This window comes from Mycobacterium sp. SMC-14 (assembly GCF_046250075.1).
Classification (GTDB): Bacteria; Actinomycetota; Actinomycetes; order Mycobacteriales; family Mycobacteriaceae; genus Mycobacterium.
In genome coordinates this window covers 4,466,375-4,488,668 of the sequence record NZ_CP176429.1, presented here as the reverse complement: position 1 = coordinate 4,488,668, position 22,294 = coordinate 4,466,375, and the positions used below count along the sequence as shown (strand labels likewise).

Sequence of the window (22,294 nt, the reverse complement as noted above, 5' to 3'; positions counted from 1 at the left end):
AACACAAAGGCGGATGACAACGATGAGCGTGAGGCGTGGCGGAGCGGAACGTCGGGCGGCAAACACCAGCTGGGCGATCCGACGCCGGCGCATCGCCGGTGCCGGAACCGCGGTGGGCGCGTTCCTGGCATTCGGGCTGGGCCCGCTGTCGGCCGCACCGCCCGCGCACGCCGATGAACTGGACTGGGTCATCGACCTGTTCGGCGCCGGCCTCGGCGAAGCCTTCACCAACCTCGATGACCCGACGTCGTGGCAGACGCTCTTCGATGCGGACTCCTGGGCGCCGTGGTTCGCCAACTTGGACGGCCATTGGGACGCCGGCGCGATGTCGGCGGCCGGCACCGACCCGTTCTCGGACCTGTTCTACAGCTCGTTCTACGAGCCGATGCACACCAGCATCGAGAACTGGATCAACAGCGCGTCCGGTCTGCAGATCGGCGGCTTCATCAACAGCCTGACCGGCCAGTATCTGATCGGCGACGGCGCAGACGGCACGGTCGACAACCCCGACGGCGGCAACGGCGGACTGTGGCTCGGCGACGGCGGCGACGGCTACGGCCTGACCGGTAGCGGCGGCAACGCCGGCTGGCTGTTCGGGGATGGCGGCGACGCCGGCAGTGCCCTGGACGACGGGACCGCCGGTAGTGGGATCGCCGGGGCGGGCGGCAACGGTGGCTACCTGTTCGGCAATGGCGGTGACGGCGCCGGCGGAGTCGCCGGGATGGCTGGCGGTGACGGCGGCAACGGCGGATTCATCTTCGGCAACGGCGGTAACGGTGGCGACGGTGGTGCTGGTTTGGCCGGCACCGCCGCGCACGTCGACGGTGGCAACGGTGGTGCCGGTGGTGCCGGTGGCCGCGGCGGCACGTTGATGGGCAAGGGCGGCTCCGGCGGCTCCGGCGGTATCGGCGGTGACGGCGCGGCGGGCGCTACCGGTGCCGACGGCGAGCAGGGCAGCTTCGCGGGCGGCGGCAACGGTAATGGCGGTAACGGCAATGGCGGTGGCACCGGCGGTCGGGGTGGCAACGGCGGCGTCGGCGGCAATGCCGGTGCGGGCGGCACGTTCGGCGCCGCGGGCGTCAGTGGCTCCGGCGGCGCGGGTGGTGACGGCGGTGACAGCGGCGCGGGCGGCAACGGTGGTGACGGCGCCACCGGTACCGCCGGGCACATCAACGGCGGCAACGGTGGCCGCGGCGGCGAGTTCGGAGTGGCCGGTGCTGCGGGGCAGGGCGGCGCGGCGGGCAGCGGCGCCGGCGGTATCTCCGGCGTGGCAGGCAATGCGGGCGAGGCGGCCACCGTCAGCGGTAACGGCGGTAATGGTGGCGCCGGTTTCAGCGCGAGCAACCCCGGTCAGGTCGCCGGCGATGGCGGTCGCGGCGGCGATGGCGGGTCGACCGGCAACGGCGGCGTCGGCGGCGCGGGTGGTAATGGCGCGATGGGTGCGGTCGGCGGTACCGACGGGGCCGGCAACGGTTTGCAGGGTGGCATCGGTGGAGCAGCCGGCAATGGTGGTGCCGGCGGATCCGGTGGATCGGTCTCGGGCAACGGCGGCGCGGGCGGCGCCGGGGGTGTGGGCGGTGGCGGCGGAACCGGTGGCGCCGGCGTAACCGGTGTCACCGGCCATGATGCATTCGCCGGCACCGGTGACAACGGCGGGACCGGAAGCAACGGGGGCAACGGTGGCGTAGGCGGCGCCGGCGGCCTGGGCGGTAACGGTGGCGCCGGCGGTGCCGCGGCACACGGCAGCGTGGGTGTGCACGGCGCGGGCGGGATCGGTGGCGCCGGCGGGACTGGCGGCAACGCGGGCGACGGTGGCCAGGGCGGTACCGGCGCCGGTGGTGGTCTGGCCACCGCGGCCGGCAATGGCGGGAACGGCGGCAACGGTGGAGCCGTGGGTGCCGGCGGCGACGGTGGCACGGGTGGTCAGGGCGCCGGCGGCGTGGTGGCTTCGGGCGGCAAAGCGGGAGCGACCGGAAGCGGTGGTGACGGCGGCGCGGGCGGTACCGGTGGCGCCGGGCAGCTGCTGGGCAACGGGATGGCTCAGGCCGGCGGTGTCGGCGGTAACGGTGGGGATGCGGGCGCGGTCGGTGACGGCGGCGTCGGTGGCACCGGCGGTGCCGGGGCGACCGGCGCGGCGGGCACCACAAATGGATCCGGTGACGGCACCAGCGGTTCGACCGGCGGTAACGGCGGCTCGGGCGGCGTGGGTGGAGCCGGCGGCTCGACCTCGGGCAACGGCGGCGCCGGCGGCGCGGGTGGCATTGGTGGCACCGGAGGTGCCGGCGGTTCCGGCGTGGATGGCACCGACGGCGCCGATGCGGTCGCCGGGAGCGGCGGCAACGGTGGCGACGGTGGTGACACCACCGGTGTCGGCGGCAACGGTGGCAGCGGTGGCATTGGCGGTTCCGGTGGTGCGGGCGGTATAGCGGTCCACGGCAGCGCCGGTGACCAGGGCGCCGGCGGAGTTGGTGGCACGGGCGGTGCCGCCGGCAACGGTGGTACCGGTGGTGCGGGCGGTGATGGTGCCGGCGGCGGTACGAATGCGGTGGCCGGCCACGGCGGCCAGGGTGGCCACGGCGGTGCCGCTGGTCAGGCGGGTTCCGGTGGTGCCGGTGGTCTTGGCGGCGACGGTCAGGCGGCCGGTGGCGCAGACGGCGCGGCGGGCAGCGCGACCGGTGGCGCGGGCGGTAACGGTGGCAACGGCGAGGTGCTGGCCGACGGCACGGTGCAGGCCGGTGGCGCGGGTGGCAACGGCGGCGACGCGGCCGCAATCGGCAACGGCGGCGCGGGCGGCAACGGTGGTAGCGGCGCGAGCGGGGCGACAGGTGGCCGCGACGCGGATGGCGACGGGCTGGCCGGCGGAAACGGCGCCGCCGGTGGCGTCGGTGGTACTGGCGGGGCGGGCGGCACCATCGCCGGTGATGGCGGTGCCGGTGGTCAAGGCGGGGCCGGTGGCGCGGGTGGTGACGGCGGCGTCGCCGGATTCGTCTTCCCCGGCGGCGGCGCCTCCGGTGCCGACGGTGGCAACGGCGGAACCGGCGGCATCGGCGGTGCCGGCGGCAGCGGCGGCAACGCGACCAACGGTATCGGCGGTGCCGGTGGGCGCGGCGGCGTAGCCGGCGATGCCGGCAACGGCGGCAACGGCGGCGGTGGCACCGGCGGCGGCAGCGGCACGACCGCCGGCGGCGGCGGCCGGGGCGGCGATGGCGGCGAACGCGGTATCGCGGGCGTCGGCGGTCAGGGCGGTGTCGGCGCCGGCACCGGTCAGGACGGTGCTGGGGGCGCCAGCGGAGGCGCGGGCAGTGGCGGTGACGGTGGTCAAGGCGGCCGCGGCGGCGACGGCCGGGTGCTGGGCGATGGCACCGTGCAGATCGGTGGTGCCGGTGGTGCCGGCGGAAACGGCGGCTCGGTCGGTGACGGTGGCCGCGGCGGCGACGGCGGCGCCGGCGCTAACGCTTCGAACGCTGCAACCGAGGGCGCCTCGGCTAGCGATGGCGGTGCCGGCGGAGTGGGCGGTGCCGGCGGTTCGGGCGGCTCGGTCTCCGGTGACGGCGGTACCGGTGGTCTCGGTGGGCACGGCGGCAACGGCGGTCATGGCGGCGACGGCATGACCGGCGCGGCGGGCGAAGACGCCGCGGCCAACAGTGGCCTGGTCGGCGGTAACGGCGGCGACGGTACCAATGGCGGTAACGGCGGCAATGGTGGCGCCGGTGGGCAGGGCGGCGTCGGTGGCGACGCGGCCAACGGCACCGCGGGCACGGCGGGTCTAGGTGGAATCGGTGGTTCCGGCGGTGGTGCCGGCAACGGTGGCTTCGGTGGTACCGGTGGGGCCGGTGCCGGTGGTGGCACCCAGGCGGTGGCCGGTGCCGGCGGTGTCGGTGGCAACGCCGGCAGTGGCGGGGTCGCCGGTGCCGGCGGGCAAGGCGGTTTGAGCGGTGACGGCCTCAGTCAGCGCGCCAACGGTGGCGCGGGCGCCGAGGCCGGCGCCTCGGCCGGTGGCAACGGCGGCAAGGGCGGCGCGGGCGTACTGCTGGCGGACGGCACGGCACAGGCTGGCGGCGACGGTGGTCGCGGCGGCAATGCCGGCCTGATCGGTGCCGGCGGCGCCGGCGGTGCCGGCGGCAATGGCGCTGTCGGTGCGAACGGTATCGCCGATGCCGTGGGCAACGGCACCATCGGCGGCAAGGGCGGCGCCGGGGGCAACGGTGGCGCCGGGGGTTCCGGTGGCACCGTCTTCGGTGACGGCGGTGATGGCGGCGCGGCCGGTACGGGTGGTGCCGGGGGGAACGGCGGTACCGGTGCTACCGGCCGAGCCGGAATCACCGATGCCAACGGCAACGGCACCAACGCCGGAAACGGCGGCGCCGGCGGAATCGGCGGCGTCGGAGGCGCCGGCGGAAACGGTGGTGCCGGAGGCGCGGCCACCAACGGCACCATCGGGGAGCAAGGCGCCGGTGGTGCCGGTGGCACCGGTGGTGCGGCCGGTAACGGTGGCACCGGCGGCCGTGGTGGCGACGGCGCCGGCGGCGGACTCAACGCAGTGGCCGGCACCGGTGGCAACGGCGGCAACGGCGGCGTGATCGGCCAGGCAGGCGCCGGTGGCGCCGGCGGCCTGGGTGCCGACGGCGTTCGTGCCGCCGACGGCGGGTACGGCGCGGCGGGCAGCTCGAACGGTGGCGCCGGCGGCAACGGAGGCACCGGCCAGATCCTCGGCGACGGCACGGAACAGGTCGGCGGCCAGGGCGGCAACGGCGGAAACGCCGGGACGGTCGGCACCGGCGGTGCGGGCGGTAATGGTGGCGCGGGTGCGGCCGGTGCGACCGGTGCGACCGACACATCAGGGAACGGCTCCCGCGGTGGTGATGGCGCCGAGGGCGGTAATGGCGGTACCGGTGGCATGGGTGGCTCGGTGTCGGGCAACGGTGGTGTCGGTGGCCAGGGCGGCGCTGGTGGTAGCGGCGGTGATGGTGGTGCCGGTGCCGATGCGACCGTGGTGGGCCAAAACGGTGGCAGTGGTGGTGCCGGTGGCACGGGTTCGGACGGCGGTTTGGGTGGTGCGGGCGGCATTGCGCTGCACGGTGATGGTGGTGCCGGTGGCCGGGGCGGTGCGGGCGGTGACGCGGGCAATGGCGGTGTGGGCGGTCAGGGCATCGGTGGTGGCGGGAGCTCGGCGGCCAGCAACGGCGGCAACGGTGGCGCCGGTGGTGAGCGGGGTCTTGCCGGTGTAGGCGGTGACGGTGGTACCGGCAGCGGTCAGGACGGCGCGCACGGCGACATCGGAGCCGACGCGGCCGGGGGCAACGGCGGCAACGGTGGTGTCGGCGGCATGGGGATCGGCGTGACCGACGGGGTGTCCCAAGCCGGCGGTAGCGGCGGTCTCGGTGGTGATGCGGGCACTCAGGGCAACGGTGGTAACGGTGGTGCCGGAGGCCAAGGTGCGCTGGGTGCTGATGGGGTCAACCCGCCGGCGAATGGTCAGGCCGCGGCCGGTGCCGGTGGTACTGGCCGGGGCGGCAACGGCGGCAATGGGTCTGATGCCAGCGCCGCGGGCCAGGTCGGTGGCAACGGTGGTTCCGGTGCTGATGACAAGGACCACACCAACGTCACCGCCGGCAACGGCGGCAACGGCGGCAACGGCGGCGAAGGCGCGCGAGGCGGCAACGGCGGCGCGGGCGGCTACGGACGGTCCAACGACCGCGCCGGTGATGCCTACGGCGGTGACGGCGGTGACGGCGGTCAGGGCGGAGTCGGTGCGGCCGGCGCTGCCGGTGGCAACGGTGGTGCCGGTGGAGCCGGCGGTAAGGGCGGCTCAATCAGCGGTGACGCCGGCAACGGCGGTATCGGTGGTGCCGGCGGCAATGGTGGTGCCGGTGCCCAGGGCGGCGGTGGTGGTGACGGTGGCGGTGGCGGCAACGGCCGTGTGGATGCCACCAGTGTCGGAAACGGTCGGGCCATCGGTGGTGACGGCGGTGATGGTGGTCAGGGCGGCACCGGTGGTGCCGGTGGTGCCGGTGGTGATGGTGGCCAGGGCGGGGCGGCGGGCACGGCGGTCAATGGCAATGACGGCACCGGTGGTGAGGGCGGCGATAAGGGCGCCGGTGGCGCCGGTGGTCAGGGTGGTGCCGGTGGTGCCGGCGGTGGCAAGGGCGACGCCTCGGTCAAGGGGACCGGTCATGAGACCTCGGGTGACAAAGGCAGCGCGGGTGCGGTCGGGGACACCGGTGCGCAAGGTGCCGACGGCAACGTCGGTGCGCACGGCTGATATCTGGCACGTCGGCACGAAAAGCATTGCCGCACAGGAAGGGTAAGGGTTCTGCGATGACCAGCAGGCGCCGCGATGTAACCGGTTGCCATCGGGTGGTGGGGGCGTCGTCGGCGGTGGTGGCGTTCTTGGCCTTCGGGATGGCGCCCTCGGGTGTGCCGGTGTCGCGGGCGGATGGATTGGATTGGTTGTGGGACCTGTTCGAGCCGGTCGGTATCGGTGTAGCCGGGGATGTCGGATTTGATGTGCCGGATTCGGGTTCGTTCGATCTGACCGGGTTGGTGGATGAGTGGTTCTACACGCCGTTGCACACCTCGTTGCAGGACTGGATCCACAGTGACCTCGGTATGCAGGTCAATGGGTTCATCAACGAGGTGGCCGGCCAGTACCTGATCGGCGACGGCGCAGCCGGTGCCGATGCGACCGCGACGACCGCGGCCGGCGCCGGCGGCGCCGGTGGCCTGTGGTTCGGCGACGGCGGCGCCGGCGGTGCCGGCTACGACGACGGCGCCGGTGGTAGCGGTGGTGCGGCCGGGTTCTTCGGCGACGGCGGTGCCGGTGGAGCCGGCGGTGCCGATGGCGGTGTCGGCGGTGTCGGCGGCGACGGTGGCTGGTTCATGGGCATCGGTGGCGACGGTGGTGCTGGTGGGTCCGGCGGCAACGGTGGTGCCGGCGGCGATGCCATCGGGTGGTTCTTCGGTGCCGGCGGCAACGGCGGCGCGGGCGGCGTCGGTGTGGACGGCGTGGCCGGATCCGCGGGCGCCGCCGGGGCCTGGGCCGACGGTGGCGTGGGCGTCGCCGGAGGCACCGGTATCGGTGGCGGAGCCGGCGGCAATGGTGGTGCGGGCGGCCGGGCTTCGGGCATCTTCGGTGCCGGCGGCAACGGCGGGGCGGGCGGCAATGGTGGCGCCGGCGGTGCGGGCGGACGTGGCGGTGACGGTGCCGCGGGCAGTCGGGATGACGCGGTCAGTGCCGGCAACGGTGGCGGCGCCGGCGCCGGTGGTGATGGCGCCAACGGCGGCGCGGGCGGTCAGGGCGGCGCGGCCGGTACCGGCTCGGCGCTGGGCGGCGACGGACGTTTCGGTCTCGGCGGCACCGGCGGTCAGGGCGGCGCCGCCGGGATCGCCGGCAACGGTGGCACCGGCGCGGACGGCACCGCAGCCGATCCCGACGGCGGCAATGGCGGGGCCGGTGCGGATCCGGGTCAGGCCGGCCGCGGCGGCGCCGGTGGCCACGACGGTGGCGCCGCCGCCGCCCCGGGTTCGGCCCAGGACGGATCCGAGTTCACCCCAATGGCTTTCGGGAGTCTCACCGGCCAAGCAGACTCCGGCGCCGACGGCGCCGCGGCCACCTTCGGCGGCAATGGCGGCACGGGCGGCAACGGCTTCAGTTCCACGACCGCCCTGCTGCGGGCCGGCAGCGCCGGTGCGGGCGGAGACGCCGGATTGGTCGGCAACGGCGGTGACGGTGGCGACGGCGGCGACGGTGGTGACGGTGGCGCCGGTGGTGACGGTGGCTTCGGCGGCGGCAGGGGCGGTGCCGGTGGTGATGGTGGTGCCGGTGGCGCGGGCGGCGCCGGCGGCGCACTGGGCGGCTACGGGGGCCAGGGCGGCGACGGCGGTCGCGGTGGTGCCGGTGGTGACGGTGGCAACGGCACCGGTCTCAACAGCAATGCCGGCGCCGGTGGTGTCGGCGGTAAGGGCGGTATCGGAGGTCAGGGCGGCGCCGGTGTTGCGGGCGTGGCCGGCAGCTACGCCGACGATGGCGACGGCCACGGCGGTGACGGCAGCAACGGCGGCGGCGGTGGCAACGGCGGGCAGGGCGGTACCGGCGGTGGTGCCGGCACCGCGACAGGCACCGGCAACCTGGGCGCCAACGGTGACGGCGGTGCCGGCGGCCAGGGTGGTGCCAGCGGCGCGGCCGGTGATGGCGGCCGCGGCGCCGACGGCGATGACACCCACGTCGACGGTGGTCAGGGTGGCAACGGCGGCAATGCCGGCAGCGCCGGCAGCGGCGGCGCGGGCGGCGAACAGGGGACCGGCGGCGTCGGCGGTGCCGATGGCGCCCACGGTGCCGACGGCGCCATTGTGGTCAGCGGCAACGGCGGTGACGGTGGTGACGGCTTCAGCTCCACCACCGCGGGCGTCAACGGTGGCGCGGGCGGCGCCGGCGGTAACGGTGGCGATATCGGCAACGGCGGCAACGGTGGCCGCGGCGGGGACGGCTTCATCGGTGCGCAGGGCGTCAGCGCCACCACCGCGGGCAGTTCGGGAACCAGCGGCGGCGACGGCACCGACGGTGGTGCCGGCGGGGCCGGCGGCCTGGGCGGTACGACCTCGGGCAATGGCGGCAACGGCGGTTCCGGTGGTGCCGGCGGATCCGGCGGCAACGGGGGTGACGGCCTGGCCGGCGTCCAGGCGACTGCCGCCGGGGCGAACGGCAACGACGGCGGCTCGGGCGGCAACGGCGGCAACGCCGGCTCCGGCGGCGCCGGTGGCAACGCCGGCGGAACGGCCGGCGGGTCCGGCAGCGCGGGCATCAACGGCTCCGGCGGTTCCGGCGGCAACGGCGGTAACGCCGGTAGGGCCGGCGACGGATCCGACGGCGCCGACGGTGACGCCACCACTACCCACGGCGGCAACGGAGGTCACGGCGGCAACGCCGGGACCGCGGGCACGGCCGGTCAGGGCGGGACGGTCGGTACCGGAGGATCCGGCGGCGACGACGGTGCCGACGGCGGCGCGGACACCGCGATCACCGCCTCCGGCAATGGTGGCGATGGTGGCGCAGGGTATGACCCGACGCAGGATCCCACCGCCTCGGCCGGGGCGTCCGGCGGTAGCGGCGGCAACGGCGGCAACGGCGGCGACCGCGGCAACGGTGGCGCCGGCGGTGCCGGCGGCGACGGGTTGGCCGGTGTCGACGGTGTGACCGTGGACGGCTCGGGCACCGATGGCACCTCGGGCGGGTCCGGTGGCGATGGTGGCAACGGTGGTCTGGGCGGTGCACGCTCCGGTGACGGCGGCAGTGGTGGACGCGGCGGCTTTGGCGCCCGCGGCGGCAACGGCGGCGACGGGGTGACCGGTGCGGCCGGCTCGTTCACCACCGATGAGTCCGGTGCCGGCGGCAACGGCGGCAACGCCGGCAGCGGGGCCGACGGTGGCTCGGGCGGCAAGGGCGGTGCCGGTGGTGGTGTGGCCGGCGGCGGCTCCGGCAGTGCGGGCGCCGACGGCAGTGGCGGCGCCGGCGGGGCCGGTGGCAATGCCGGTGCGGTCGGCGAGGGTGGGGCCGGAGCGGCCGGCACGGCCGACCACATTCACGGCGGCGATGGCGGAAACGGTGGCAACGCCGGGCAGTTCGGGGTAGGCGGCAGTGGTGGCAGCGCCGGCGGTGGCAGCGCCGAGACCGGTGCCGACGGTGTCGACGGCACCGGCTACGCCGGCGCCGTGGGCAACGGCGGCAACGGTGGCGCCGGTTATGACCCGACGCTGGATCCCACTGCCGCGGCAGGGGTTTCCGGCGGTAACGGCGGTGCCGGTGGCAATGGTGGCGACCATGGCAATGGTGGCAACGGCGGTAACGGCGGCACCGGCACGGCCGGTCGGGTCGGGGTCAACCCACCCGCGAACGGCCAGGCGGCCAACGGCGGCAATGCAGGCGGGCGAGGCAACCCCGGTGGTGCGGGCACCAACGCCACCCAACCCGGCCAGATGGGTGGCAACGGCGGCGACGGCAGCGAGGACCGCGGCCACTCCCAGGGCGCCGGCGGCAACGGCGGCGACGGCGGGGACGGTGGCCTCGGGGCGGCCGGCGGCAACGGCGGCAACGGCGGTGGGGCCTCATCCAATGACAAGGGCAACTCCGCGACCGGCGGCAACGGCGGTGCCGGTGGCGACGGCGGAGCCGGTGTGTCCGGTACCGCCGGCGGCAACGGCGGCAGCGGCGGTGCCGGCGGTGCCGGCGGGTCGATCTCGGGTGACGGCGGCCAGGGCGGCACCGGCGGTGGCGGCGGTAACGGCGGCAGCGGCGACGCGGGCGCCCGCGGCGGCAACGGGGGCAGCGGCGGGTATGCGCTCACCGGTGAGAACAAGGTCGACCTCTGGGCCGGTAACGGCGGCGCCGGTGGCGCCGGTGGTGCTGGGGGTGCTGGTGGCGACGGGGGAGACGCCGGTAACGGCGGCGCCGGGGGCATAGCCCTCGGGTCGGGCAACAACGGCAGCGGCGGCAACGGTGGGACGGCCGGCACCGGTGGCGCCGGCGGTGACGGCGGTCGAGGCGGCACCGGCGGTACCCCGGGAACCATCTCGGCCAACGGCAGCAACGACATTCCGCACCCCGGCGCCGTTGGCACCACCGGCGCGACAGGCACCGACGGCACCACCGGAGCGGACGGCACGCCGGGCACACCCGGCACCTGACGGGGCAGGCAACTACACGTGATTTCAGATCGGTCCGCGAGGCAGATTCAGAGCGCGATTGAAGGTGAGGGCGCCGGTTGGCGTCGCTCTCCCGCGAGCGCGAGAGTCCCGGGTTCGACTTGCCTTGCGGTGCTTGAGGTTTTGGTTCTGTTCCATCTCATTTCGGTAGATCGAGGTTATTCGAATGGCTAGCAAGCGTCGTAGCACGGGTCAATCCTTCAGCGGTGGCAGCGCAGGTCGCCGGGCCGTCGGCGCCGCCTCAGCGGTGAGTGCGTTCTTGGCGTTCGGGATGGTGCCGCAAGCACACGCCGACTTCGATTTCGGCGATCTGCTCGATCCAGGATCCTGGGGATTGTTCGACTCCAGCACCTGGAGTTTCGGCTCCGAAGCCGATCCGTGGTCGGTGGGTTCGGCGGCCGACACCACCGACATCATCGCCATGATCGATCAATCGATTTATGAGCCATTGCATGCCGCGATGGTGTCGTGGATCAACGACCCGCTGATCGGCAAGCCGGTGGATGACTTCATCAACACCTGGTTCGGGTTCGGTTCGATCATCATCGGCAATGGTGCGGTCGGCACTGAGCTGAATCCCGAGGGTGGTGCTGGGGGTTGGCTGTTCGGTGACGGTGGTGCCGGCTATGACGGCTCGCTGACCGGAGTTGCCGGTGGCGACGGTGGTGCGGCCGGAATGTTCGGTAATGGTGGCGCCGGCGGTGCCGGTGGTGCGGGTTTTGCCGGCGGCACGGGTGGCGCCGGTGGTAGCTGGGCCGGTGTCGGCGGTGCCGGTGGTGCTGGCGGTGTGCACGGCGATGGTGGCGATGGTGGTGTTGGTGCGGGGTGGCTGTTCGCGGTCGGCGGCAACGGTGGTGTCGGCGGCGATGGTCTGGTTGGTACGGCGGGTCTGGCCGGTGTTGCCGGGGTGGATGGCGGCATTGGCGGGGTTGGCGGCAATGGTGGTGTCGGCGGTAACGGCGGCGCCGGCGGAGCGGCGAAAGCGTTGGTATTCGGCGCCGGCGGCCAAGGTGGTGCGGCCGGAAACGGTGGCAGTGGTGGTACCGGCGGCCAGGGTGTAGCAGGAGCGGCCGGCGATGACGGTGCGACGGGTTCGTTTGCCGAGGGTGGTACTGGCAACGGCGGTGACGGCACCGCGGGCTCTGACGGCGGCAACGGCGGCGCCGGCGGTAATGGCGGCGCGGCCGGTGTGGCCGGTGCGGGCGGTGGCGCGCGGGCGTGGTTTGGCGGGCAAGGCGGTGCCGGTGGGGTCGGGGTGGCTGGTGATGGCGGTGCCGGCGGCGCCGGTGGTGCGGCCGGTATCGGTGGCAACGGTGGTGCTGGGGCGCAGGGGACGGCGACCGATATCGATGGTGGCGCTGGGGGCAACGGTGGGGATTCCGGTGTCGCCGGGACCGGTGGTGTTGGTGGACATGCCGGTGGTGAGGGCGGTCTGGAGGGCCAGCGTGGTGCTGACGGTGCGGCGGCCAGTGGTGCCAGCAATGGCGGCAACGGCGGCAATGGCTATGACGCGGCCGGTGATCCGGATGCCGTCGCCGGTGCCGCGGGCGGCAATGGCGGTGCCGGGGGCAACGCGGGCGCCGGCGGGGTCGGCGGCCTAGGCGGTAACGGCGGTGATGGTGCCGCTGGTGTGGCCGGGGCCGACAGCACGACCGCTGGGATCGACGGCGGTGTGGGTGGTGATGGCGGTGCCGGGGGCAACGGTGGCGTCGGCGGTCTCAACGCTGATGCGATAACACGTGCTGCCAACGGAATTGGTGGCAATGGTGGCGCCGGTGGAAGCGGCGGCGACGGCTACACCGGGCTCAGCGGCCTGAACGCCGGCGATGACGGCCAAAGCGGCACGAACGGCGGTGCCGGCGGCAACGGCGGCGCCGGCGGCAGCGGCGCCACCGCCGGCAGCGACGGTGCGGGCGGTGGCGGTGGCAACGGTGGCAGCGGTGGTGACGGTGCCGCCGGCGAGAGCGGTTCGGACGGAACCGCTGGAGATAACGACGGCACCGCGGGCCAGGACGGTGGAGATGGTGGCAATGCCGGCACGGGTGGTGCTGGGGGGATGGGCGCCGGTGGTGCGGCTGCCGGTGGGGCTGATGGCGTTGCCGGTGTGGGTGGCGATGGTGGCGTGGGGGGTAAGGGTTTTGATGGGGTCGACAGCACGGCGGCGGGTGTGGATGGCACTGCGGGGGGTAATGGTGGTGCCGGTGGTAATGGTGGAGCGGGCGGTCTGCAGGCAGACGGAATAACACAGGCCGCCAACGGAATTGGTGGTTCCGGTGGTGCGGGTGGTCGCGGTGGTGATGGTTACGACGGCGTGAGTGGTGTGCTGGCCGGCTCTGATGGAACGAGTGGCACCAATGGTGGTGCCGGCGGCAACGGCGGTGTTGGCGGTAGTGGTGCTACGGCGGGCGTGCACGGTGCTGGTGGTGTGGGTGGCCGTGGTGGTGACGGTGGTGATGGTGCGACTGGGTCGGCGGGTGTTGACGGTACGGCGGCTGATCATGACGGCACTGCTGGTGGTCAGGGTGGCAATGGTGGCAATGCCGGCACCGGTGGTGCTGGGGGGATGGGCGCCGGTGGTGCGGCTGCCGATGGGGCTGACGGCACTGCGGGTGTGGGTGGCGATGGTGGTGTGGGCGGTAAGGGTTTTGATGGGGTCGACAGCACGGCGGCGGGTGTGGATGGCACTGCGGGGGGTAATGGTGGTGCCGGTGGTAATGGTGGAGCGGGCGGTCTGCAGGCTGGCGGAATAGGGCAGGCCGCCAACGGAATTGGTGGATCCGGTGGTGCGGGTGGTCGCGGTGGTGATGGCTACGACGGTGTCAGTGGTGTGCTGGCCGGCTCTGATGGCACCAGTGGTTCCAACGGCGGACAGGGCGGCAACGGCGGTGTTGGCGGTAGTGGTGCTGCCGCGGGTGCGCACGGTGCCGGTGGTGTGGGTGGCCGTGGTGGTGACGGTGGTGATGGTGCGACTGGGTCGGCGGGTACTGACGGCAATTCCGCCGATCACAATGGGACCGCTGGCGGTCAGGGTGGCAATGGTGGCAATGCCGGTACCGGTGGTGCCGGGGGGCTCGGAGCTTCGGGTGCGGCTGCCCGTGGTGCTGACGGCACTGCGGGTGTTGGTGGCGATGGTGGTGTGGGCGGCAAGGGCTTTGATGGGGTCGACAGCACGGCGGCGGGCGTAGACGGCACCGCGGGTGGCAATGGTGGCACCGGTGGCGGTGGTGGCCAGGGCGGTTTGGTGGCGGGCAACTCTGGCGTGCGTGCGTCATCGGGTGTTGGTGGTGCCGGGGGTGCCGGTGGTCGCGGTGGTGATGGCTACGACGGTGTCAGTGGTGTGCTGGCGGGTTCTGATGGCACCAGTGGCTCTAATGGTGGACAGGGCGGCAACGGCGGTGCTGGCGGTAGTGGTGCCACGGCCGGTGCGCATGGTGCTGGTGGCGTGGGTGGCAGTGGTGGTGATGGTGGCGATGGTGCGACGGGTTCGGCGGGTACTGACGGCAACACCACTGACCACAATGGGACCGCTGGCGGTCAGGGTGGCAATGGTGGCAATGCCGGTACCGGTGGTGCCGGGGGGCTCGGAGCTTCGGGTGCGGCTGCCCGTGGTGCTGACGGCACTGCCGGTGTGGGTGGCGACGGTGGTGTGGGGGGTAAGGGCTTTGATGGGGTCGACAGCACGGCGGCGGGCGTAGACGGCACCGCGGGTGGCAATGGTGGTGCCGGCGGCGCCGGCGGCCAGGGCGGTTTGGTGGCGGGCAACTCTGGCGAGCGTGCGTCATCGGGTGCCGGTGGTGCCGGTGGTGCCGGCGGTAAGGGCGGCAACGGCTACACCGGCCCCAGTGGCCTGAACGCCGGCGACGACGGGCAATCCGGTTCCAATGGCGGCGCCGGCGGCAACGGCGGCGCCGGTGGTACGGGCGCCAATGGTGGTGCCGGTGGCAACGCCGGGGCCGGTGGTAACGGCGGCAGCGGCGGTAATGGCCTAGACGGAACCAATGCCACCACGGCCGGTGCGAGCGGCACTGACGGCGGCAGCGGCGGCAGCGGCGGTCAGGGCGGCGACGGCGGGTATGGCGGCGATGGCGGCACGGCTACCACCGGCACCGCGGGCACCAACGGCAACGGCGGCGCCGGCGGCAAGGGTGGTAGTGCCGGTACGGCCGGCAACGGTGGCACCGGTGCAGACGGCGACGCCGACCACGTCGACGGCGGCAACGGTGGCGCCGGAGGCGATGTCGGTACGGCCGGCAACGGCGGCAGCGGAGGCGATCGCGGCCTCGGCGGCCTCGGCGGCAGCAACGGAACCGCTGGCGCCGACGGCACAGCGATCAGCGGTGCGGCCGGAAACGGCGGACGCGGCGGCGACGGCTTCAGCCAGACTGGCGCGTCCGGTGACGGCGGCAACGGCGGTGACGGTGGGGCCGCCGGTTCACACGGCAACGGCGGCAATGGTGGCGCCGGCGGTGCGGGGGCGAACGGCCTCGGCGGGAACGGAGCGGTCGGTATCCCCGGTTCCAGCGCCGACCCCAACGGCGGCAACGGCGGCCAGGGCGCAGCCGGCGGCAACGGCGGTAACGGCGGCAAGGGCGGTGCCAGCGGCTCGCTGGCCATCAACACGTCCGGCAGCGGCGGCATCGGCGGTGCCGGTGGCGCGGGAGGCGACGGAGGAACCGGCGGCGCCGGCTATGACGCGGCCGCGGACCCCACCGCGGTGGCGGGTACCGCCGGCGGGGCCGGTGGTCGTGGCGGTGAAGCCGGATCCGGCGGCACCGGTGGTGCCGGTGGTGACGCCGGTACGGTCAACGGCGCGGCCAGTGCGGGCGCCAACGGCAACGGCGGCGCGGGCGGCAACGCCGGAGTGGCCGGCCAGGGCGGTGACGGCGGCAACGGCGCAGCCGGCGACGCCACCACCCCGAACGGCGGAAACGGTGGCGCCGGCGGCGACGCGGGCAATGTCGCGGGCACCGGCGGTCAGGGCGGCGCACACGGCACCGGCGGCACCGGCGGCGTCGACGGAACCGACGGCGCCGGCGGCACCCCGATCAGCACCGCCTCAGGTAACGGCGGCAGCGGCGGAGCCGGATATGACGCGGCCAGCGATGGCAGTGCCGCCGGCGGCACCAGTGGTGGCAACGGCGGCGCAGGTGGCGACGGCGGCAACGCCGGTAACGGCGGCAACGGCGGTGCCGGTGGCGCCGGGAAGACCGGTGTCGGCGGTAACGGCGCGGTGGGCAGCACCGGCACGGCGGCGGACCCCGATGGCGGTAATGGCGGCTCGGGCACCGGCGGAGGTAACGGCGGTGCCGGCGGGGATGGTGGTGACGGTGGCGCACTGGAAGTCAACACCGCCGGCAACGGTGGCGCCGGAGGAGCCGGTGGCGCCGGCGGCAATGGCGGCACCGGGGGTGCCGGGTATGACGCGAGTACGGGATCGGTGGCCGGCGCGTCCGGTGGCCGCGGCGGCGACGGCGGCCAGGCCGGCTCGGGCGGCACCGGTGGCGCTGGCGGTAATGCCGGAACCGCGCAGTCCGGAACCGTGGTCGGCGTCAACGGTGACGGTGGCGCCGGCGGAAACGCCGGCAGTGCGGGCCAAGGCGGTGACGGTGGCCGAGGAGCCGATGGCGACGCCACCACCCCGGACGGCGGCGCCGGCGGCAACGGCGGTGACGCCGGCAACGTGGCCGGTACCGGTGGCGCCGGCGGCGCGGCCGGGGCGACAGCCGGCGGCGGAGGTGTCGAAGGCGCCGAGGGCAGCGCCGGCACCGCGGCCTCCGGCCCGTCCGGCAACGGTGGTGACGGCGGCGACGGATACAGCGCGACCACACCCGGGATCTCCGGCGGTACCGGTGGCGCCGGTGGCAACGGCGGCAGCATCGGCAACGGTGGCGCCGGCGGTGATGGTGGCGCGGGTGCGGCCGGTGCGGCCGGGGTGGCCGACGCGTCCGGAAACGGCTCCCGCGGAGGTGACGGCGGATGGGGCGGCGCCGGTGGCGCCGGTGGCATGGGTGGCTCGGTGGCGGGCAACGGCGGCGTCGGTGGCCAGGGCGGCGCTGGTGGTAGCGGCGGTGCTGGTGGTGCCGGTGCCGATGCGACCGTGGTGGGCCAAAACGGTGGTACCGGCGGTGCCGGTGGCACGGGTTCGGACGGCGGCTTGGGCGGTGCGGGTGGGGTCGCGCTGCACGGTGATGGTGGTGCCGGTGGCCAGGGTGGTGCGGGCGGTGACGCCGGCAACGGCGGTGTGGGCGGTCAGGGCATCGGTGGTGGCGGTAGCGCGGCGGCCAGCAACGGCGGCAACGGCGGCGCCGGTGGTGAGCGCGGTCTTGCCGGTATAGGCGGTGACGGCGGAACCGGCAGTGGCAACGACGGCGCCCACGGCGGCGTCGGCGCCGCGGCCACCGGCGGCAACGGCGGCAACGGCGGCACCGGGGGCACCGGCATCGGTGCGGTCAACGGCATCGCCCAAGCCGGCGGCAACGGCGGTCTCGGTGGTGATGCGGGCACTCAGGGCAACGGCGGTAACGGTGGTGCCGGCGGTGCCGGCGCCCTCGGTGCTGATGGGGTCAACCCGCCGCCCAACGGCCAGGCCGCGGCCGGTGCCGGCGGCACCGGTCGGGGCGGCAACGGCAGCAATGGGTCTGATGCCAGCGCCGCGGGCCAGGTCGGTGGCAACGGTGGTTCCGGTGCTGATGACAAGGACCACACCAATGTCAACGCCGGCAACGGCGGCAACGGCGGCAACGGCGGCGAAGGCGCGCGAGGCGGCAACGGTGGCGCGGGCGGCTACGGACGGTCCAACGACCGCGCCGGTGATGCCTACGGCGGTGACGGCGGCACCGGCGGTCAGGGCGGAGTCGGTGCGGCCGGCGCTGCCGGTGGCAACGGTGGTGTCGGTGGTGCCGGCGGTAAGGGCGGCTCAATCAGCGGTGACGCCGGCAACGGCGGTATCGGTGGTGCCGGCGGCAATGGTGGTGCCGGTGCCCAGGGGGGCGGTGGTGGTGACGGTGGCGGTGGCGGCAACGGCCGTGTCGATGCCACCAGCGTCGGAAACGGTCGGGCCATCGGTGGTGACGGCGGTGACGGCGGTCAGGGCGGCACCGGTGGTGCCGGTGGTGCCGGTGGTGATGGTGGACAGGGCGGGGCGGCCGGCACGGCGGTCAATGGCAATGCCGGCACCGGTGGTGAGGGCGGGGACAAGGGCGCCGGTGGCGGCGGTGGTCAAGGTGGCGCCGGTGGTGCCGGCGGAGGTAAGGGCGACGCCTCGGTCAAGGGGACCGGTCATGAGACCTCGGGTGACAAGGGAAGCGCGGGTGCCACTGGAGACACCGGTGCCCAAGGCGCTGACGGCAACGCGGGAGCCCACGGGTGAGACCGCACAGGAAGGGTAGGGATTCGTCGATGACCAGCAGGTATCGCAACATTGCCGGTTGCCATCGGGTGGTGGGGGCGTCGTCGGCGGTGGTGGCGTTCTTGGCCTTCGGGATGGCGCCCTCGTGTGTGCCGGTGTCGCGGGCGGATGGCTTGGATTGGTTGTGGGACCTGTTCGAGCCGGTGGGTATCGGTGTAGCCGGGGATTTCGGATTTGATGTGCCGGATTCGGGTTCGTTGGATCTGACGGCGTTGGTGGATGAGTGGTTCTATACGCCGTTGCACACCTCGTTGGCGGACTGGATCCACAGTGACCTCGGTATGCAGGTGAATGGGTTCATCAACGAGGTGGCCGGCCAGTACCTGATCGGCGACGGCGCAGCCGGTACGGCTGACAACCCCGATGGCAGCGCCGGGGGCTGGTTGTTCGGCGATGGCGGCGCCGGTTACGCCGGTGGTGCGGGCGGGGCTGCGGGATTGTTCGGCAACGGTGGTGCCGGAGGTGCCGGGGTCGACGGCGGCGATGGTGGTGATGGTGGTGCGGGCGGCTGGCTGTTCGGGATCGGTGGTGCCGGTGGTGCCGGTGGAGCCGGAGTCGGCGGTGACGGCGGCGCTGATGGTGTCAGCGATCTCGGTGGCGGCAGCGGCGGGGCCGGCGGCAACGGGGGTGCTGGCGGCAGCGGTGGTGACGGCGGTGACGGCGGCTGGCTGTTCGGGATCGGTGGTGCCGGTGGTGCCGGCGGTATCGGTGGCGCTGGCGGATTCGGCGGTGCAGGTCTCAGTGGCGCCGCCGGCGTCTTTGTCGAGTCCGGCGGGTTGGGCCTGATCGCCTCCGGCACCGGCAATGGCGGCAGCGGTGCGCTGGGCGGCGCCGGTGGCCAAGGTGGCGCCGGCGGCACAGGTGGTGCCGGTGGTGCCGGTGGCCTGTTCGGCGGCGCGGGCAGCAACGGTGATGGCGGCGCCGGTGGCACGGGTGGCGCGGCTGGCGTGGGTGGCTCCGGAGGCGACGGTGCCGACGGCATCGAAAGCCACATCAACGGCGGCAACGGAGGTGACGGCGCCGACCCGGGTCAGCGTGGTGCCGGCGGTGTCGGTGGCATGGCCGGCACCGGCGGCGCCGTCGGGACCGGCGCCGCCGGCGCCCAGGGCGTGGCCGGCGCGCAGGCCAGCAGCGGCAGCGACGGCGGTAACGGCGGCACGGGTTTCAGCGCCCAGTTCTGGTACCAGACGGCCGGGCTCGGCGGCAATGGCGGCAACGCCGCCCTTGATGTCGGCGATGGCGGCGCCGGTGGTGATGGCGGTGCCGGGGGCGCCGGCGGACAAGGCGGTAACGGCGGCTGGAGCGGCGGTGCCGGGGGTACCGGCGGAAATGGTGGTAACGGCGGCGCGGGTGGTCTGGGCAGTCTGACCGGCGCCGGCGGCCAAGGTGGCGCCGGCGGCCAGGGCGGCAACGGTGGGGCCGGCGGCAACGGCACCGGTGATGGTGTCACCGCTCCCGGCCTGCCCGGTGACGGCGGCGCGGGCGGCCGCGGCGGTATCGGCGGCGCCGGCGGGGCCGGCCGCACTGGCGACGAGGGTGATTTCACCGCCGGCGATGGCAACGGCGGCAACGGCGGCTCGGGTGGTCAGGGTGGCATCGGCGGTCGCGGTGGCGATGGCGGTGACGCTGGCAGCGGAGCCAACGACGCGGTGGGGACCAACGGCGCCGGTGGCTCGGGCGGCCAGGGCGGCGCCGCCGGTGTGGCCGGTGACGGCGGTCGCGGTGCGAACGGCACCGCCGGCCATCTCAACGGTGGTGACGGTGGCAACGGCGGAGACGTCGGCGTCGGTGGTCAAGGCGGTGTGGGCGGCAACGCCGGCGCTATCGGATCCGGCGGCAGGTCCGGCGATCACGGTGACGTCGGCGCTGCCGTGGCCAGCGGCAACGGTGGTGCCGGTGGCGACGGCTATGATCCGACGCAGGATCCGGAGGCCGCGGCCGGGGCGTCCGGCGGCAGCGGTGGAAATGGTGGCAACGGCGGCGACCACGGCAACGGAGGCCGCGGCGGTAACGGTGGTGACGGTAAGGCCGGCATGGACGGTGTCACCGTCGACGGTTCGGGCACCGACGGCACCCAAGGCGGTTCCGGCGGCAAGGGCGGGGCCGGCGGTAATGGCGGTTCAACGGCGGGTGCCGCAGGTGTCGGCGGCGACGGCGGCGACGGCGCCCGGGGCGGTTCCGGCGGCAACGGGGTCGACGGTGCGCAGGGTTCCTTCGCCACCGGCGACGGCAACGGCGGCGCCGGCGGCAACAGCGGGTCCGGTGCTGATGGCGGCCACGGCGGTGACGGTGGCGCCGGCGGCACCGCACTGAGCACCGGTGCCACCGCCGCGGCCGGAGTCGGCGGCAACGCCGGAGCCGGTGGCAACGGTGGCACGGCCGGCAACGGTGGCAACGGTGCCCACGGCACCGCCGCTCACATCGACGGCGGCAACGGTGGCAGCGGCGGAAACTCCGGGGTGGGCGGGGCCGCCGGTAGTGCCGGCAGCGGCTCCATCAACGGCCAAACCGCAGGTGACGGTGCCACCTATGCCGGCTTTGGTGACGGCGGCAACGGCGGCGACGGCTACACCGATACGGCAGCCGGCGTGGTGGGCGGTAACGGCGGTGCCGGTGGTGACGGCGGCGACCGCGGCGATGGTGGCCGCGGCGGCGACGGCGGCAATGGGACGGCCGGACAATCCGGCACCGATGCGACCGTCGCCGGAGAGTCCGGGACCAGCGGATCGCAGGGCGGCGCGGGCGGTAACGGCGGCGGGGGCGGCCTCGGCGGCTCGATCTCCGGTGATGGTGGTGCCGGCGGCACCGGGGGTAACGGCGGGGGCGGCGGGGCCGGGGGTGTCGGCCTGGCCGGTGCGGCCGGTTCCGGTGACGGCGGCGACGGTCAGGCCGGCGGTGACGGCGGTGATGGCGGCGGTGGCGGCCATGGCGGTGCCGGTGGCACCGGCGGTGGTGTGGCCGTCGGCGGAAACGGGCAGAGCGGCATCGCCGGCGTCGGTGGCCACGGCGGCAACGGGGGTAACGGGGGCACCCCCGGTGACGGCGGCGACGGCGCCGGCGCCACAACCGCCGGCAACAGCGGCGGTGACGGCGGTAACGGCGGCAACGCCGGAGCCGGGGGCGCCAAAGGCATCGGCGGCACCGGCTCCGCCAGTGGCGCAGACGGTTCCGACGGCACACTGCCGACCGGCACCGCCGGTAACGGCGGTGACGGCGGCAACGGCGCCGCGGCTACCGCACCGGGCGGTACCGGCGGGGCCGGTGGCGACGGCGGCAATGGCGGCAACATCGGCAACGGCGGCAACGGCGGTACCGGTGGCAACGGCACGATCGGTGCCAATGGGGTCAACCCGCCGCCTAACGGCCAAGCCGCAACGGGTGCCGGGGGCACCGGTCGGGGCGGCAACGGCGGCAACGGTACGAGTACCGGTGTTCCTGGACAGGTCGGCGGTAACGGCGGTAACGGCGCCGACGACACGAACCACACCAACGTCACCGCCGGCAACGGCGGCAACGGCGGCACCGGCGGTGCGGGTGCTCGGGGTGGCAATGGCGGTGGGGGCGGCTACGGAAAGTCGAACGACCGCAGCGGCGATGCCTACGGCGGTGACGGTGGAGACGGCGGTCAGGGCGGGATCGGCGCGGCCGGCAGCGCCGGCGGTGACGGCGGCGCTGGTGGTGCCGGTGGCAGCGGTGGGTCAATCCGCGGTGACGGCGGTAACGGCGGCGTCGGTGGTGCCGGCGGTACCGGTGGTACCGGTGCGCAAGGCGGCGGTGGTGGTGACGGTGGCGGTGGCGGCAATGGCCGTGTCGATGCCACCAGCGTCGGAAACGGTCGAGCCATCGGTGGTGACGGCGGTGACGGAGGTAAGGGCGGCACCGGTGGCACGGGTGGCGGTGGTGGTGACGGCGGTGCCGGCGGCGCGGCCGGAACGGCCGCCAACGGCAATGACGGCACCGGTGGTGAGGGCGGGGCCAAGGGCGCTGGCGGTGGAGGTGGCCAGGGCGGCGCCGGCGGCTCCGGCGGCAGCAAGGGGACCGCCTCAGTCAAGGGAACCGGCCACGAAACGAACGGCAGCAACGGCAGCACCGGTGCGACTGGGGACACCGGTGCTTCAGGCGCCGAAGGAACTGCCGGAGCGCACGGCTGACATCGAACAACGCAGGACGGTAAGGGGTTTTCAGGTG

Annotated in this window: 4 protein-coding genes; all 4 read left to right on the top strand. The window is 74.6% G+C overall.

Annotated features, from left to right (window positions below):
• Positions 1-22: 22 nt before the first annotated feature.
• Positions 23-6,262, top strand: a complete 6,240-nt coding sequence (locus ACKY0W_RS21020; RefSeq protein WP_409435652.1) for a PE family protein — start codon at positions 23-25, stop codon at positions 6,260-6,262.
• Positions 6,263-6,318: 56 nt separating this feature from the next.
• Positions 6,319-10,680, top strand: coding sequence for a PE family protein (locus tag ACKY0W_RS21015; protein ID WP_409435651.1), 4,362 nt, complete (start codon positions 6,319-6,321; stop codon positions 10,678-10,680).
• A 184-nt stretch (positions 10,681-10,864) separates the two neighbouring features.
• A complete protein-coding gene (locus ACKY0W_RS21010; protein ID WP_409435650.1) occupies positions 10,865-18,067 on the top strand; it encodes a PGRS repeat-containing protein in 7,203 nt (2,400 codons plus the stop codon).
• Positions 18,068-18,096: 29 nt separating this feature from the next.
• A complete protein-coding gene (locus ACKY0W_RS21005; protein ID WP_409435649.1) occupies positions 18,097-22,257 on the top strand; it encodes a PGRS repeat-containing protein in 4,161 nt (1,386 codons plus the stop codon).
• Positions 22,258-22,294: the final 37 nt, after the last annotated feature.